This window comes from Streptomyces sp. NPDC093085, assembly GCF_040683935.1.
In the GTDB taxonomy this organism is placed as follows: domain Bacteria; phylum Actinomycetota; class Actinomycetes; order Streptomycetales; family Streptomycetaceae; genus Streptomyces.
The window spans coordinates 324,701-339,145 of record NZ_JBFBFB010000006.1 but is presented as its reverse complement, the minus strand read 5'-3'; the positions used below and the strand labels follow the sequence as shown (position 1 = coordinate 339,145).

The following is a 14,445-nucleotide window of genomic DNA, read 5'->3' as shown; positions in this document are numbered from 1 at the left end:
TCTGACGCGATTTCCCGAAACAAGTGGATCTTGGTGGATAACTCAGCGAATGTGGATAACTCGCTCACCCGTCCGAGTGATCATCACCGCACGGGTGAAGCATCTCGCCCCCCACAGCCCGTCCCCCGTCCAGGTGATGGCCGGAACCGGGAACCCTCAGCCGTCTCAGCTGCCGGGCAGTTCGAGATCGCTCTTGTTCAGCTCCTCGATATTCACGTCCTTGAACGTGAGCACCCGCACCTGCTTGACGAACCGAGCGGGGCGGTACATGTCCCAGACCCATGCATCGGCCATCGTGACCTCGAAAAAGACCTCGCCCTGGACCGAGTGGACCTGCATCTCGTAATCATTGGTGAGATAGAAACGACGCTCGGTCTCGATCACATACTTGAACAGACCGACGACATCGCGGTACTCCCGGTAGAGCTTCAGCTCCATCTCGGTCTCGTACTTTTCGAGGTCCTCGGCGCTCATGGCATGTTCCCCTTCAGCCGTACGTGCCCCTATTGTGCTCCGGACTATGCCCTGGCCCCGCGCCGTCAGACGTGCTCGGACGCGAGGTCCACCGGTGTGTCCGGGGGACCGTCGTCGAGCAGCGTGCGCAGCAGCTCGGCGAGCCTGTTCGGATACACCGTCTCACGCGCCGCCGACAGTTCGGCGGAGGTCCACCACCTCAGCCCGGCTACGCTGCGCCGCTCCAGGTCGGTCAGGCCGGTGGGGGCGACGTCGGTGCGGGTCGTACGTGCCAGGAAGTACCACTCGTCCTGTTCCCAGCGGCGCCCGTCGAACGGGAAGGAGCAGATACGGCGCCACAGCACGGGCCCCAGCTCCACCTCTGTGATCCCCGTCTCCTCCGCCAGCTCGCGCAGTGCCGCCTCCTCCCGGGACTCGCCGCCCTCCAGGCCGCCGCCCGGGGTGAACCACCACCGTCTCCCGGGGTCGTCCGGTTCGTACCCGTGCATCAGCAGGATCCGGTCCTCGGGGTCGAGCAGCACCACCCGCGCCACGCGCCTGAGCGAGCCGCCCCGTCCGTCGCCCGCCGTTCCGGGCCGGTCCTCAGCCGGCATGCGCGGACGCCTCCTCGTGCCGGAGCGCGCTCCGGCGCCGCTTCGCGATCGCCTCGGCGACCGGAGGGTACGCCGCGCCACCGAAGATCAGCAGCGCACCGCCCGCCACCGCCACGAGCAGCGGCGCCAGCGGTCCGGGCGCGGACACGCCGCCCGGGAGCGCCGCGAAGGACGACGGGCGGTCGATCATGCCGCCCCATGGCCATGCGACGGCGTCCACCCGCGCGTCCACCGCCGTACGGGGCACCGAGCCCTGTGCGGGGTCCTGGAGATGGACCCGGGAGTCCAGCGAACCGCTGCGTTCGTCGCCGAGCAGAAAGAGCTGCCCCTGGGGCACGGTCGCCTCGAAATCGGTCGAGGAGGCGCGTCCGCCGAGCATGCCGTGTACGTACGGTTCCTCGATCGGCCGCCCGTTGACGGTGAGCCGGCCGGCGGCGTCGCAGCAGGCGATCCTGTCGCCTCCCACGCCGACCACGCGCTTGAGCATGGGCAGGTCACCCCAGTCGGCGTCGCTGAAGACGACCACGTCGCCGCGGCGTACGTCGCCGCCGGAGATCCGCTGGGCCAGTACCCGGTCCCCGGCCTTCACGGTCGGGTCCATGGAGTTCGTGGGGACGGTGTACGGCCGGTACTCGACCGCCGCCCAGGCGAATCCGCCGAGGAAGAGCACACAGCCGACGGCCACGGCCAGCCCCGACAGAATGCTGCCGAGGCGGCCGTGGCCGTCGTTGTCGCGTTTCGTTATGCCCATCCCAGCACCCCCCGTTCGGAGAACGATCTGGGACGGCACCCTACCCGGCGGTACTCCGGCGGGTCAGCCTCCTTCTGCGCCAGAGCACGATCGGCACGGCTCCGGCCAGGGCGAGCGCACCAGGAGTCGCGGCCGTCGCGACAGAGGCCGCGGTGCTCAGTCCCGGCTGGTCGAAGGTGCCGGGCACCGGCAGCAGAGACCAGCGGTTCACCGGCCAGGCGACGACGACGGCGCGTCCGACGACATCCTTGTTCAGCACCGTGCCGTGACCGGGAAGCTCCTGGTGGTAGCGGGAGTCCAGCGAGTTCTGCCGGTGGTCGCCCATCACCCAGATGCTGTCCTTGGGCACGGTGATCGGGCCGAACGGCTGGTCGTCGCAGGGAGTGTTGCCGGGGTAGATGAAGTCCGTCTCGTTCAGCGCGTGGCCGTTGACCTGGACCTTTCCGCCCTTCTTGCACTCCACGGTGTCCCCGCCGACCGCGATGACCCGCTTGATGAGGTCCTTCTCGTCGGAGGACGGCATCAGGCCGATCTGCCCGAGGAACCACTGCACCGCGTTCGGTTCGGGGGTCTCGGCCCCGTCGAGCCAGCCGCCCGGGTCGTGGAAGACGACGACCTCGCCGCGCTGCGGTTCCGCGCCGAACCATGGTGTGAGCTTGTCCACCAGCACCCGGTCGCCGCGCTGCAATGTGTCCTGCATCGAGTCCGAGGGGATCGAGAACGCCTGGACGAGGAATGCCTTGATCAGGAAGGCGAGCAGCAGCGCGATCCCGATCAGCAGGGGCAGTTCCTTCCAGAAGGAACGCGGCTTTCTCGCGGCGCCTGCGCCGCTGCCCTCCGCCGTGTCCCTGTCGTCCCGTCGCTCCCCGCCGTCACCGCGCTGTTCCGCCGGCCTGTCCGTCACGTCTTCGGGCGACTCGGCGAGCTGCTCGCGTCCCTCCTCGGGATCGTCGTGTCCGGATCGTGCGCCGACCGCCACGTCCCCCACATCCACTCCTTACTCCGCGCGAATACTCTCTGTGATCGCCTGTCCCGGAGAAGGGACAGGCTCACCACTCCCATAACGAGCGGGAGTTCCGCAGGGGTCGGGAGCCGGACCAATCCGTTTCGATCCTGGGACGACAGACTATTCGACGGTGCTGTGGCCGTCGCCGGTGCGGCACGCGGATCGGGTACCGAAGCGAAGGTGGAGCGCTGTTCCAGGCCGCTCCAGTGGTCGAGCGGCCAGGCGATGACCACGGCGCGGCCCACGACCCCGGACTCCGGGACGGTCCCGTTGTACTCCTCCTGGAGATGAAAGCGGGAATCGGCCGAATTGGAGCGGTGGTCCCCCATCACGAAGATGCGCCCTTCGGGAACCGTGACCTCGAAGGGGATCGTGGAGGGCGCGTTACCGGGGTTCAGGTACCCCTCCGTAAGAGGCATGCCGTTGACCGTCACTTTGCCGTTGACGTCACAGCACCTCACTGTGTCGCCGCCCACCGCGACGACGCGCTTGATCAGGTCCTTGTCGTCGGCGGACGGCAGCAGACCGATGGCGGAGAGACCTTCCTTGATCTGCTTGACCACCACGGGGGAGTTGTCCGGCGGGGGCTGCTCGTCCTGGAGCCAGTTGCCGGGGTCCTGGAAGACCACGACGTCGCCGCGCTGCGGTTTGGCGCCGAACCAGGGGGTCAGCTTGTCCACCAGCACCCGGTCGCTGATCCGGATCGTCTGCTCCATGGACCCCGAGGGGATCACGAACGCCTGCACCAGGAAGGTCTTGAGGACGACGGCGATCAGGAGCGCCACTGTGATCAGCAGTGGGATCTCCTTGGCGGCGGAGCGGCTGCGGCGGCGCTTCACCTTCTTGGCCAGCTTGCGCCGCTCCGCGCGGCCCGGCAGCGCCCGGCCCGACGTCGGCCGTGAACCGGTCGGGAGTCTGGTGTCGTAACCGTGATTCGCCGGACGTCCGCGCTTACCCATGGCCACCGCCCTCCGGCCCCGGCACCCGCCGGAAGGCGTCCGTAGGCTCCAGGGCGGACCAGCGGTCCAGCGGCCAGCCGATCCAGTCGGCCCGGCCGATCACTCTCTTCACGGGCACCATCCCGCCTCCCGGCTCTCCGAGATGATCCCGGGAGTCACGCGATTCACTGCGATGATCGCCCATCACCCAGAGGGTTCCCTCGGGCACGACGATGTCGAAAGGCACGCGGGAGGGTGCGTCTCCGGCATGCAGATACCGCTCGTCAACGGACCGGCCGTTCACTTGGACCCTGCCCCCCTTGTCGCAGCAGACCACACGGTCACCCCCCACACCGACCACGCGCTTGACGAAATCGGTCTCGGCGGGCTCGGCGAGACCGAGGGCCGCGGCCGCCCCGTGCAGCAGTCCGGTGACGGGGTTCTCGCGGGGCGGTTCCTGTACGAAGGAGCCGGTGCCGTCGAAGACGATCACGTCACCACGCTGCGGCGCGGTACCGAAACGGTACGCCAACTTGTTGACGAGCAGGCGGTCTCCCACCTGGAGGGTGGGTTCCATCGAGCCACTGGGGATCAGGAACGGCTGGAGGACGAACGTACTGAGGAGCAGAAGGAAAACCGCACAGATGATCCCCAGGAGGCCCGTACGGCGCCAGGAGAGCCCTCCACGCCCGGTTTCCTCCGCCGCCTCCGGGGCCGTCCCCGCCTCCTCGGCGGGCCGGGGAGAACGCGAGAAGCGCGACCGCTCTGCCGTCCCCGTGGGGGTGACGGAAGAGTGGTCGCGCTTCTCGTGCTGCGTATCGGTGTCCATCGGGGCCAGATCTTATCCGGCGGCCCTGTGACACCGGGCGTGAGAAGAGTCCCGGCCCCGGGCGTGAGAAGTCTCCCACCCGGGGCCGTGGGGATCAGCGGTCGCGCTTCTCCTTGATCTTCGCGGCCTTGCCGCGCAGCTCACGGAGGTAGTACAGCTTGGCGCGACGGACGTCACCGCGGCTGACCAGCTCGATCTTCTCGAAGATCGGGCTGTGGACCGGGAAGGTGCGCTCGACGCCGACCGAGAACGAGACCTTGCGGACCGTGAAGGTCTCGCGGACGCCCGAACCCTGGCGGCGGATGACAACGCCCTTGAACTGCTGGATACGGGAGCGGTTGCCCTCGATGACACGCACGTGGACGTTCACGGTGTCACCGGGGCGGAAAGCGGGGAGGTCGCTGCGGAGCGACGGGGCGTCGACGGCGTCGAGCAGGCTGGCCATGAAGGTCTGCTTCCTCGCTGATGCCACAGGTCATCAGCGGATGATCGGGAGAGTGTTGAGTGCCGTTCGCGTCGGACGGGCGTCGGTCCCCCTGTGGCAGGGGCGTCCACCGGACGTACAGCAGCGGCCTATTCTTCCACGTCGTCGGGCCTGCGCCAAAATCGGCCGCCGGGTTCGGGTGCCCACCCCAGGATGGAGAGCGTCTCCCGGTCCTTCTTGTCGAAGGCGGCCGGATCGCACCGTTCGATCAGGTCGGGCCGGTTGCGCGCGGTACGCCGGAACGCCTCGTCGCGGCGCCACCGCGCGATCTTCCCGTGGTGGCCGCTGAGCAGGACGTCGGGGATGCCGCGACCGCGCCACTCGGGCGGCTTGGTGTAGACGGGCCCCTCCAGGAGGTCGGCCATCGCGCCGGGGGCGAAGGAGTCGTCGCGGTGCGACTCCGCGTTGCCGAGGACGCCGGGCAGCAGCCGGGCGACCGCCTCGGTGATCACCAGCACCGCCGCCTCGCCGCCGGCCAGCACGTAGTCGCCGATGGAGACCTCGACCACGGGGATCCGGGTCGCGTACTCGTCGATGACCCGGCTGTCGATGCCCTCGTAGCGTGCGGGCGCGAAGAGCAGCCAGGGGCGCTCGGAGAGCTCCACGGCCAGCTTCTGGGTGAAGGGGCGGCCGCTGGGCGTGGGGACGACCAGGACGGGGCCGTGCGCGCCCGCCTCGTAGCCGTCCGCCAGGGTCTCGTCGAGGGCGTCGCCCCAGGGGCCGGTCTTCATGACCATGCCGGGGCCGCCCCCGTAGGGCGTGTCGTCGACCGTGTTGTGCCGGTCGTACGTCCACTCGCGCAGGTCGCGTACGTGGACGTCGAGCACGCCCCGGGCCCGCGCCTTGCCCACGAGCGAGACGTTCAGGGGCTCCAGGTACTCCGGGAAGATCGTGAGAACGTCGAGCCTCATCGGTCGCCGCCCGCTCCGGCGCCGCCGTTCCCGGAGTCCGCCGCAGGGCGCTCCCCGGGGCGTTCTCCCGTCTTCTCGCCGGGCACGGTCTCCGCCCGGTCGTCGATCAGTCCGGGGGGCGGTTCGATCACGGCCCGCTGCTCCGTCAGGTCGATCTCGGTGACGATCTCCTCGACGAACGGGATCATCACCTCGCTGCCGTCGGGGCGTTCCACGATGAAGAGGTCCTGCGAGGGCAGGTGCGAGATCTCGGTGATCCGGCCGATCTCCGTGCCGTCGGCCAGGACGACGTCCAGGTCCATCAGCTGATGGTCGTAGAACTCGTCCGGGTCCTCGGGAAGCTCCTCCGGGTCGACCTCGGCGATCAGCAGGATGTTGCGCAGGGCCTCGGCGCCGTTACGGTCCCGTACGCCCGCGAAACGGAGCAGCAGCCTGCCGCTGTGCACCCGGCCGTTCTCGATCGTCAGCGGCCCGGCAGAGGCCGGTTCCGTGGCGAGGACGGCGCCGGGGCCGAGTCGAACCTCGGGCTCGTCCGTACGCACCTCGACGGTGACCTCGCCCTTGATGCCATGGGCGCGGCCGATCCGCCCGACTACCAACTGCACTGCCAAGCCCGCCTTCGCGCGGCCGGACCGCCTGCCGCTCGTGTGCGGGGGGGGGCCGCTTGCCGCCGTGGTTCCGTCATGAGTGGTGCGGAGACGTCAGCACGGGCCGGGAAGGTGGGTGCCCTTCCCGGCCCGTGCCGTTGTTCCGATGTGTCAGCGGACCTGGTCCACGTCGACGAGGTCGACGCGGATACCGCGGCCGCCGAGGGCGCCCACGACCGTCCGCAGAGCACGCGCGGTGCGGCCGTTGCGGCCGATCACCTTGCCGAGGTCCTCGGGGTGTACCCGGACCTCCAGCACCCGGCCGCGGCGCAGGTTGCGCGAGGCGACCTGCACTTCGTCCGGGTTGTCGACAATGCCCTTGACGAGATGCTCAAGAGCCTCTTCGAGCATGCTCAGGCTCCGGCCGACTCGGCGGCGGCCGAGGACTCGGTCGCTTCGTCGGCCTTCTTCTCGGACTTCTTGGCCTTCTGCGTGATGGCCTCGCCCTTGGGCTCGTCGCCGGCGTCCTTCGCGGCGGCCTCGAAGAGGGCGCGCTTGTCGGCCTTCGGCTCCGGCTGGAGCAGCGGCGCCGGGGCCGGGAGGCCCTTGTGCGCCTGCCAGTCACCGGTGAGCTTGAGGATCGCGAGAACCGGCTCGGTCGGCTGGGCGCCGACGGAGAGCCAGTAGCGCGCGCGGTCCGAGTCGACCTCGATGCGCGAGGGGTTCTGCACCGGGTGGTACAGACCGATCTCCTCGATGGCCCGGCCGTCACGACGGGTACGGGAGTCGGCGACGATGATGCGGTAGTGAGGCGAACGGATCTTGCCCAGACGCTTCAGCTTGATCTTGACTGCCACTGGAGTGGTGTCTCCTGGTCTTGACGTGGTTGGGCACAGCGGAACGCCGCGTGGGGTTGCGGTACCCGATCTGCCCGATGGACGCGTCAGCCGGAGGAGAGAGGGGTCCTGTGCGACTGTCGAGTACGGCTGGCCATTGTGCCATACCTCGGCGCCGGGGTTGACCCGACCGGGGGACGGCTCAGGGCGTACGGGGCGGGCCGTACGGCTCCGCGGGCGGAAGGGCGCCGGTGCACGGCCCCGTGGAGGACGGGGCCGTGTACCGCGGGCCCGGAGCGCCCTACGGAGCGCCGGGTCCGGAGCAGGACACGCCGTGTGGGGCCGGCGGGGTCCGGCGGGAGCCGGAGGTCGCTTCGGCCGGGCGCGAGGGTCCGTCGTCCGGTTCGGGCGGGACGTCACGGACACGCCCTACCCGGCCGCGCCGACCGGTTCCGGGATACGGAAGGGCTTTCCGCAGCCGCCGCAGACGATCGGGGCCTGGGCGAGGACCGAGGGGACGACCCGCACGTTGCGGCCGCAGTCGCAGACCGCCTTGACCCGTACCCCGCCACCGGACGAGCCGTGGCGGGCGGCCGGGCCGCGGAAGCTGCGCTTGGTGTCGGCGGCCGTGGCGACCGTGTGTGCCTTGAGGGCGCGCTGGAGCCGCTCGATGGTGGGGCGGTACCGGCGCTTCGCCTCGGGACTGAGCGCGACCAGGGAGAAGCCGCTGCTGGGATGCGGCTCCTCGGGGTGGTCGAGCCCCATCTCCTCGGCGATCGCGAGGAATCGGCGGTTGTGGTAGCGGCCCGCGCGGGAGGTGTCACGGACACCTCTGGCCGCGGCGATGCCGTGGACCGCTTCATGAAGCAGTCGTTCGAAAGAGAGTTCGGCGCCACAGGCGGACGACGACTCTCCGATCAGGGACTCTGGCGCGGCAAGATCCGGCAGCTCGGGGTGGGACCGCTGAATGTCGGCCCACGCCTGTGCCAGCTCTGCGGCGAGAACAGGTGGTGTCGTGCTCACGTCGTGAACAACGAGCCGGAACGCTCCCGGGTTCCATTACGGGGCATCACAAATAATTTGCACGTACCCGTCAGTTGCCGTTGATGCGTCCTGACGAGGGCGGGTGCGTAGAACTGCGGAGAAGGCTCACAGGGAGCAACAAGGTGGTACGTAGCACCGGATACGTAGCGGCATGTAGCCGATCCACGTCGGTCCCCGGCCTGGGGGGGCCGGCGTCGCCCGGTGCGGGGGCGGTACGGAGCGGGGGCACCGTCCGCCCGTACGGCGCGGGCCGCGGTACCGCTGCCCCGAATGGCTCAATCGGGGCCGGGACGCGCGCCGCTCGGCCGCGCGTCCGCTCGACCGTCCTGCTCAGATCCTGGTACGCGTTCCGGAGCCAGGAAAAGGAATCAGCCATACACGCGGGGGCGTGCGCCCGGGGCACTCACACAGTGCGCTTCATCCACTGGACGCGGGCACGGATGGGGAGTTCTCTGACATACGGGGGATGTGTGCTCGCACGTACAGGGGGGCTGTCCATCAGGGTACGAACGACCTCTCGGCGGATTGGGGCGCTATCCATGACACGTACGCTCGCCCAGCACCACCAACTCCCTTCGGGCGCCGGCACGAGCGCGGGTACGGGACCGGGCGCGGCGGCCGGGGCGGCGTTCGCGGCGCCGTCGGAGGCCGGCGCGCGGGCCCGCGACTGGGCCGAGATCCAGGAACGGATGCTGGTGCCGCTCTACGAGGCGGTGTACGAGCGCCTGGAGGTGCGCTCCGGAACCCGGGTGCTCGGGCTCGGCTGCGGCTCGGGGCTCGCGTTGTTGCTGGCCACCGCGCGAGGCGCCCGGGTCACCGGGGTAGAGGCGGACCGGGAACGGCTGGCGCTCGCCCGCGAGCGGCTGCGCGCCGAGGACGAACGGGACGGGTCCGCGCGACGTCCGGGCGGCACGGGGAGCGGGGCGCGCCGGCGGAGCGGGACGCTGCTGCCCGCCGAGCGCATGGCCGACGCGGTGGCGGAGGACGGAGGCTCCGGGGGTGAGCCGCGCGCGGGGTACGACCTGATCACCGCCTTCCAGCCGATCGGCTCCGTGCCGGGCGACGCCAGGGGGCTCGAACCCGCTCTCAGGGCGGCGATACCGCTGGCCGGGCACGGCACTCCGGTGGTGCTGGCCGGCTGGGGGCCGCCGGAGCGCTGCGCGACCGACGCGGTGCTGCGCGTCGCGGGACGGCTGGCGGACCGGCTGCGCAAGGGGGTCAGGCGCCCCGCGTATCGGGACGATCTGGAGGATGTCGCGGCGCGAGCGGGGCTGAAACCGGATGGTTCCGGGCGGGTGGCCTGCCCGTTCGGGTACGCGGACCGGGAGAGCGCGGTGCGCGGGCTGCTCTCGACCGGGGTCTTCGACGGCGCGATCCGGGCGACCGACCGGAGGCAGGTGGAGAAGGAGATCGGCGAGGCGCTCCATCCGCATCTGCGCCGTGACGGCACGGTCTGGATGCCGAACGTCTTCCGGTATCTGATCGCCCGCACACCCTGACACCCCCGGCCGGCAGATTGGCGTGTGGACGCCAATCCGCCGGGAGATCTTGCCAGAATCCAGAATCCTGTTTACTGTCGTTTTCGTGATCGACTTCATGGATTTCGACGAGCGCTTCCTGACCCGCAACGGGCTCGCGGCCCGGCAGCTCGCGGTTCTGCTGCTGAACCACGAGCCGGACACGCGGCTGCCGCGCGTCCGCGACTTCGCGCAGGAGCTGGGGGTCGGGAACGGGACGGTGCAGGCGGCGCTCCAGCTCCTGGAGGACGCCGGCGCCATCGAGACGACGGCGCGGGGCCACCTGGGCACGTTCCTCGTCCGCTCCGATCGCTCGATACTCTGGCGGCTCTCCGGGCTCGGCACGGTGGTCGCCGCCATGCCGCTGCCCTACTCCCGTCGCCACGAGGGGCTGGCCACCGGGCTGCGGTCCGCCTTCGAGGAGGCCGGGGCGCCCTTCGCGATCACCTTCATGCACGGTGCGGACGCCCGGGCCGCCACGCTGCTCGAAGGGAAGGTCGACCTCGTGGTGCTCTCCCGCCTCGCGGCCGACCGGCTGGTCGAGGAGTACCCGGTCAACCTCGTCGCGGACCTGGGCCCGATCACCTACGCGGGGGCGCACGGCATACTCCTGCGGCACGGCTCGGACCTGGCGAGCCCGGGGCTGCGGGTGGCTGTCGACCCGTCCTCGGAGGACCAGCGCGCCCTCGCGGAGCGCACGTTCGCGGAGCGGGACGACATCGAGTGGATCGACGCCTCGCCCACACAACTGGGCGAGCTGTTCGCGTACGACCGGGCGGATGCCACCGTCTGGAACCTGGACGAGGCACAGGGCCTGGTCGGCACGGGGGTGGAGGTGCTGCCGCTCGGCGACGAGGTCACGCGCGAGCTGTCGCCACGCACCTCCAGCGCCGCGATTATCGGCAGACAGGGGGGGGCGAAGGCACTCGGCGCGGTACGCGACTCCCTCGATCTGTCCGTCGTCACCGCCTTGCAGGCGGAGGTGGTACGAGGCGAGCGCACCCCCACGTACTGAACCGGCCCTCCGCCCGGACCGGGGCACCTCCCTCGCACCCCCCAGCCGAGCAGAGTGCATCCGGCGCGCCCGACCGGGGCTCAAAATCCAAAATACTGGTTACTGTTTTATCTTTTCATCCGCTCGTACGACCCGAAGGAAGGAGCATCGTGGACGATCAACTCGCCCTCCGTATCCGGCTTTTCCATGAGACCGGCCAGGCCCGCCCCGAGGTGGCCGCGTTCGTCGCGGCGGAGCTGGACGCCCTGGCCGCCGAGGGCCTCACCGTCACCGAGGACACCGCGGGGCTGCTCACGAACCATCTGATGACGGCGCTCACCCGGCTGATGGACGGCCTGCCGATCGAGACCTTTCCCGGGGACGCCCAGGTCACGGCCGAGCTGGCCGGGCACCCCGACGCGGTCACCCGGGCGCGTGCCGTGGCCGTCCGGGCCGAGAAGGCGCTCGGCGCACCGCTGCCCGGCTCCGAGGTCAACTTCCTGGGCCTGCATCTGGCCGCGCTGGCCCAGAACTCCCCCGTCCCGCGCCACTCGTCGGCGGCGGAAGAAAGGACCCGGTCATGACGGAGATCCTCACCGGGGGCGTCGGCAAGACCGAGGTCGCGGACATCCTCTCCCGGCTCGGCCTCGACGGCGTGGCGGTCCGGGTCTCCAACGACATGGACGCCGCGACCGCCCTCCGGACCGGTCGGGCCGACTACTACCTGGGGACCTGTCACACCGGGGCGGGTGCCTCGCTGGGCCTCCTCGTGGCGCTGTTGGGCACTTCCCAGTGCCACACCTTCGGGCGCTCCGTGCCGACGGAGGACGAGGTGGCCGCGCTGCTCTCGGACGGCAAGAGGGCCTTCGGCTTCGCCCTCGACCAGATCGATGTCCTTGCCCCGCTGATGGCCCGCGCGATCGCCGCGCACGGCTGACCCGTTGACCCATCGGACCGCAGAGGAGACTTCCGGTGCACACCGTTCTCGCGGCGAGTACGCGTCTGGACCTCTCGCCGACGCAGCAACTGTTCGTCGTCGCCCTGTGCGCGCTGACCGCCTTCGTCTCGCATCTGGCGCTGGCCGTCTTCAACGACGGGGTCCGTCCCTTCCTGCTCGACTTCGTCCAGGGCCGCACCGAGCGCTCCGCCACCGCGGCGGTCTCCTTCGGGCTCTCGGCCGGCTTCATCTTCGGCCTCGGCGCGCCGATGGCTCTCGCCAGCGGGGTCCTCAACCCCTGGCTGCTCTTTCTGCCCACGGACATCCTGGGGCTCCTCGCCCCGAGAAAGTGGATCGCGCCGTTACTGGGCGGCGGTTGGGGCGCGGTCGTGGTGCTCGGCCTCGGCGGGGCCAATGCGGTGGCGCACGATCTGCCGGTCGACTTCCTGACCGCGATGCAGCAGATGTCGACCCCGATCCTCTTCCTCTTCACGCTCTTCCCGGTGCTCGCCATCACCAGGCAGTTCGGGCGGTGGCCCGGAGCGCTGGCCGCCGTTCTGGAACTGGCGCTGGTCATCATGACGATGAAGCTCTGGCCGAAGATCTTCGCGGGTTCGCTCGCGATGGCGGCGGGGGTACTCCTGCTCATCGCCTTCGCCGTCAGGAAGGACCTGCTCCAGCGGAGGCGCGAGAAGGACCGGGAACACCTCCAGGAGCCGGACCGGGGACAGGGCCGGCAGGCCGCAGAGGTCGGGGAGGATCCGGTGGTCTCCCTGTTCAGCGCCGGCGCCCTGCGGCTCCGTCGCCATCTGCCGCTCTTCATGCTGCTCGGGGCGGGGATCTGCGTCCTGGCACAGACCCACATATTCGGCGGCGGCGAGGCGACCAGCTTCCTGATCGCCAAGGGGCAGTACGGCGAGGCCGCCCAGGTGGACCTCTACCGGGCGTTCGGCTTCATCCCGCTGATCGCGACGACCGCGCTGGCATCCGGCGCGTACGGCATCGCCGGGTTCACGCTCGTCTACCCCATCGGCTATCTGCTGCCGGATCCGTTCCTCGCCGCCGCGGTCGGCGCCGTGGTCTTCGCCCTGGAGGTGCTGGCGCTCTCCCTCATCGGGAGGGTCCTCGGCAGGCTCCCGAGCGTGCGCGATTCCTCCGAGCACCTGCGGGCCGCGATCACGGAGACGCTGGGGCTGGCCATCGTCTTCGGCTCCCTGCTCGCGGCCCATGTGATGGGCGGCGGACCGGCGATCTTCCTCGTCGGCGGGCTCTATCTCCTCAACGAGGCGATGGGCAGACCGGTGGTACGGATGGCCGCCGCGCCCGCCGCGGTCGTGGTCGGCGGTGTCCTGCTCAACGTCCTCCACTGGCTGGACCTGTTCACCCCGTTGAAGAGCTGACCCCTGGGGCTCGACGCTCGCGTTCCGGTCGTCCGGTCCCGGTCAGCTCCCCAGAGAAAGGCAGAGGCAGAGATGCGTTACCCGATCTCCGGCAGGTCACCGGCCGCGGCCACGGCGACGCTCACCACGGTCGCCGGACCGCTGTCCGTCCGCGCCGTGCGCGGTCCTGTGCTCCCCCATGAGCATCTGGTGCTCGACCTCGACCGTACGGGCGACGGCGCCGCCGTTCTCGACTCCGGACGCCATCGGTCCGCCGTCGTCGCCGAACTGGCCTCCTTGCGGGCCTCGTTCGGGCTCGGTCTGGTCGTCGAGGTGACCTGCCGGGGGATGGGGCGCGATCCGCGCGCCCTGGCGCGGATCGCCGCGGAGTCCGGGGTCGCGCTGGTGGCCGCCACAGGGTGGTATCACCAAGCCTTCCATCCGCCGGAGACGGAAGAGGCGAGCGTCGCGCGGCTGACGGAGATCCTGGTGCGGGAGATCGAGGACGGCATCGGAGGCAGTGGCGTCCGCCCCGGGGTTCTCGGTGAGATCGGCAGCGGCGGCGAGCGGCCGAGCGCGCGCGAGGGCCGCACGCTGGTCGCCTCGGCCCGGGCCGCGTGTGCCACCGGTCTGTCGCTGGTCACCCATGCCCACCTGGGCCGTGGCGGGTTCGCCCAACTGGAGCTGCTGACCGGTGCGGGGTTGCCACCGCACCGGATCTCCATCGGGCACCAGGACCTGCTGGACGATCCGGGGACGCACCGTGCGCTCGCGGCGAGCGGCGCTTACGTCGCGTTCGACACCGTGGGCAAGGAGCGCTACCAGGGCGACGACACCCGGCTGCGGCTGCTGCTGGCCCTGTTGGAGGCGGGTTACGCCGACCGTGCGCTGCTGAGCTGCGACATCTCCCGCCACAGCTATCTCAGGGCGGAGGGCGGCCGGGGGTACGGGCATCTCTTCCGCTCGTTCCTGCCGAAGGCGCGCGCGGCCGGGGTGGACGACGGGCTGATCGACCTGCTGACGCGCCGCAACCCGCTGCGCTTCCTGACCGGCGCCGAAACCGACACCGAGATCGACACCGACACCGGTACCGGCATCCCTGACCGAGCGGGCCCCGGGACCGGATCCGTCCGCCCTCTGGGCGGCCTTGCGAAGGAGACCTGAG

Annotated in this window: 17 protein-coding genes and 1 pseudogene; 6 read left to right on the top strand and 12 right to left on the bottom strand. The window is 70.5% G+C overall.

Annotation, left to right across the window (positions count from 1 at the left end; genetic code table 11):
* Positions 1 to 165: 165 nt before the first annotated feature.
* The 12 genes and pseudogenes from AB0O07_RS20260 to AB0O07_RS20205 form a co-directional block, all read right to left on the bottom strand.
* The gene (locus AB0O07_RS20260) at positions 166 to 474 is read right to left on the bottom strand and encodes a DUF2469 domain-containing protein (RefSeq protein ID WP_006139554.1); all 309 of its coding nucleotides are present in this window, start codon (positions 472 to 474) and stop codon (positions 166 to 168) included.
* A 65-nt stretch (positions 475 to 539) separates the two neighbouring features.
* Positions 540 to 1,067: an NUDIX hydrolase gene (locus AB0O07_RS20255; RefSeq protein ID WP_365635052.1), complete on the bottom strand. Its 528-nt coding sequence runs from the start codon at positions 1,065 to 1,067 to the stop codon at positions 540 to 542.
* Entirely contained in the window at positions 1,057 to 1,818 is a 762-nt protein-coding gene (gene lepB / locus AB0O07_RS20250; protein ID WP_365635049.1) for a signal peptidase I, read from the bottom strand. The genes AB0O07_RS20255 and lepB (AB0O07_RS20250) overlap by 11 nt, the downstream gene beginning before the upstream one ends.
* 40 nt (positions 1,819 to 1,858) lie before the next feature.
* Positions 1,859 to 2,797: a signal peptidase I gene (lepB, locus tag AB0O07_RS20245; RefSeq protein WP_365635315.1), complete on the bottom strand. Its 939-nt coding sequence runs from the start codon at positions 2,795 to 2,797 to the stop codon at positions 1,859 to 1,861.
* Positions 2,691 to 3,783: pseudogene (gene lepB / locus AB0O07_RS20240) on the bottom strand (signal peptidase I). Before lepB (AB0O07_RS20240) ends, lepB (AB0O07_RS20245) begins: the two are co-directional and overlap by 107 nt.
* Positions 3,776 to 4,591, bottom strand: a complete 816-nt coding sequence (lepB, locus tag AB0O07_RS20235) for a signal peptidase I (RefSeq protein ID WP_365635047.1) — start codon at positions 4,589 to 4,591, stop codon at positions 3,776 to 3,778. Before lepB (AB0O07_RS20235) ends, lepB (AB0O07_RS20240) begins: the two are co-directional and overlap by 8 nt.
* Positions 4,592 to 4,685: 94 nt before the next feature.
* Positions 4,686 to 5,036, bottom strand: coding sequence for a 50S ribosomal protein L19 (rplS, locus tag AB0O07_RS20230; RefSeq protein WP_365635044.1), 351 nt, complete (start codon positions 5,034 to 5,036; stop codon positions 4,686 to 4,688).
* A 128-nt stretch (positions 5,037 to 5,164) separates the two neighbouring features.
* Positions 5,165 to 5,986 carry a tRNA (guanosine(37)-N1)-methyltransferase TrmD gene (gene trmD / locus AB0O07_RS20225; protein ID WP_365635041.1) on the bottom strand — a complete coding sequence of 274 codons (822 nt, stop codon included), beginning with the start codon at positions 5,984 to 5,986 and terminating at the stop codon, positions 5,165 to 5,167.
* The gene (gene rimM / locus AB0O07_RS20220; protein ID WP_365635038.1) at positions 5,983 to 6,591 is read right to left on the bottom strand and encodes a ribosome maturation factor RimM; all 609 of its coding nucleotides are present in this window, start codon (positions 6,589 to 6,591) and stop codon (positions 5,983 to 5,985) included. Before rimM ends, trmD begins: the two co-directional genes overlap by 4 nt.
* Positions 6,592 to 6,744: 153 nt before the next feature.
* Positions 6,745 to 6,984: an RNA-binding protein gene (locus AB0O07_RS20215; RefSeq protein WP_365635036.1), complete on the bottom strand. Its 240-nt coding sequence runs from the start codon at positions 6,982 to 6,984 to the stop codon at positions 6,745 to 6,747.
* Between the two features lie 2 nt (positions 6,985 to 6,986).
* On the bottom strand, positions 6,987 to 7,430 hold the full coding sequence (gene rpsP / locus AB0O07_RS20210) for a 30S ribosomal protein S16 (RefSeq protein ID WP_365635033.1): 444 nt from the start codon (positions 7,428 to 7,430) through the stop codon (positions 6,987 to 6,989).
* Between the two features lie 408 nt (positions 7,431 to 7,838).
* A complete protein-coding gene (locus AB0O07_RS20205) occupies positions 7,839 to 8,432 on the bottom strand; it encodes a hypothetical protein (RefSeq protein WP_365635030.1) in 594 nt (197 codons plus the stop codon).
* 710 nt (positions 8,433 to 9,142) lie between these two features.
* Here AB0O07_RS20205 and AB0O07_RS20200 point away from each other — a divergent pair.
* The 6 genes from AB0O07_RS20200 to AB0O07_RS20175 all read left to right on the top strand — a co-directional run bounded on the left by AB0O07_RS20200 (position 9,143) and on the right by AB0O07_RS20175 (position 14,444).
* Positions 9,143 to 9,952, top strand: a complete 810-nt coding sequence (locus tag AB0O07_RS20200; RefSeq protein ID WP_365635313.1) for a methyltransferase domain-containing protein — start codon at positions 9,143 to 9,145, stop codon at positions 9,950 to 9,952.
* Positions 9,953 to 10,049: 97 nt separating this feature from the next.
* The gene (gene yhfZ, locus AB0O07_RS20195) at positions 10,050 to 10,985 is read left to right on the top strand and encodes a GntR family transcriptional regulator YhfZ (protein WP_365635311.1); all 936 of its coding nucleotides are present in this window, start codon (positions 10,050 to 10,052) and stop codon (positions 10,983 to 10,985) included.
* 149 nt (positions 10,986 to 11,134) lie between these two features.
* Positions 11,135 to 11,548 carry a transcriptional antiterminator gene (locus tag AB0O07_RS20190; RefSeq protein ID WP_365635027.1) on the top strand — a complete coding sequence of 138 codons (414 nt, stop codon included), beginning with the start codon at positions 11,135 to 11,137 and terminating at the stop codon, positions 11,546 to 11,548.
* Positions 11,545 to 11,901: a DUF2620 domain-containing protein gene (locus AB0O07_RS20185; protein ID WP_365635025.1), complete on the top strand. Its 357-nt coding sequence runs from the start codon at positions 11,545 to 11,547 to the stop codon at positions 11,899 to 11,901. Before AB0O07_RS20190 ends, AB0O07_RS20185 begins: the two co-directional genes overlap by 4 nt.
* A gap of 35 nt (positions 11,902 to 11,936) precedes the next feature.
* Positions 11,937 to 13,301: a YhfT family protein gene (locus tag AB0O07_RS20180; RefSeq protein ID WP_365635022.1), complete on the top strand. Its 1,365-nt coding sequence runs from the start codon at positions 11,937 to 11,939 to the stop codon at positions 13,299 to 13,301.
* Positions 13,302 to 13,373: 72 nt separating this feature from the next.
* Entirely contained in the window at positions 13,374 to 14,444 is a 1,071-nt protein-coding gene (locus AB0O07_RS20175) for a phosphotriesterase (protein WP_365635020.1), read from the top strand.
* Position 14,445 lies beyond the last annotated feature (1 nt).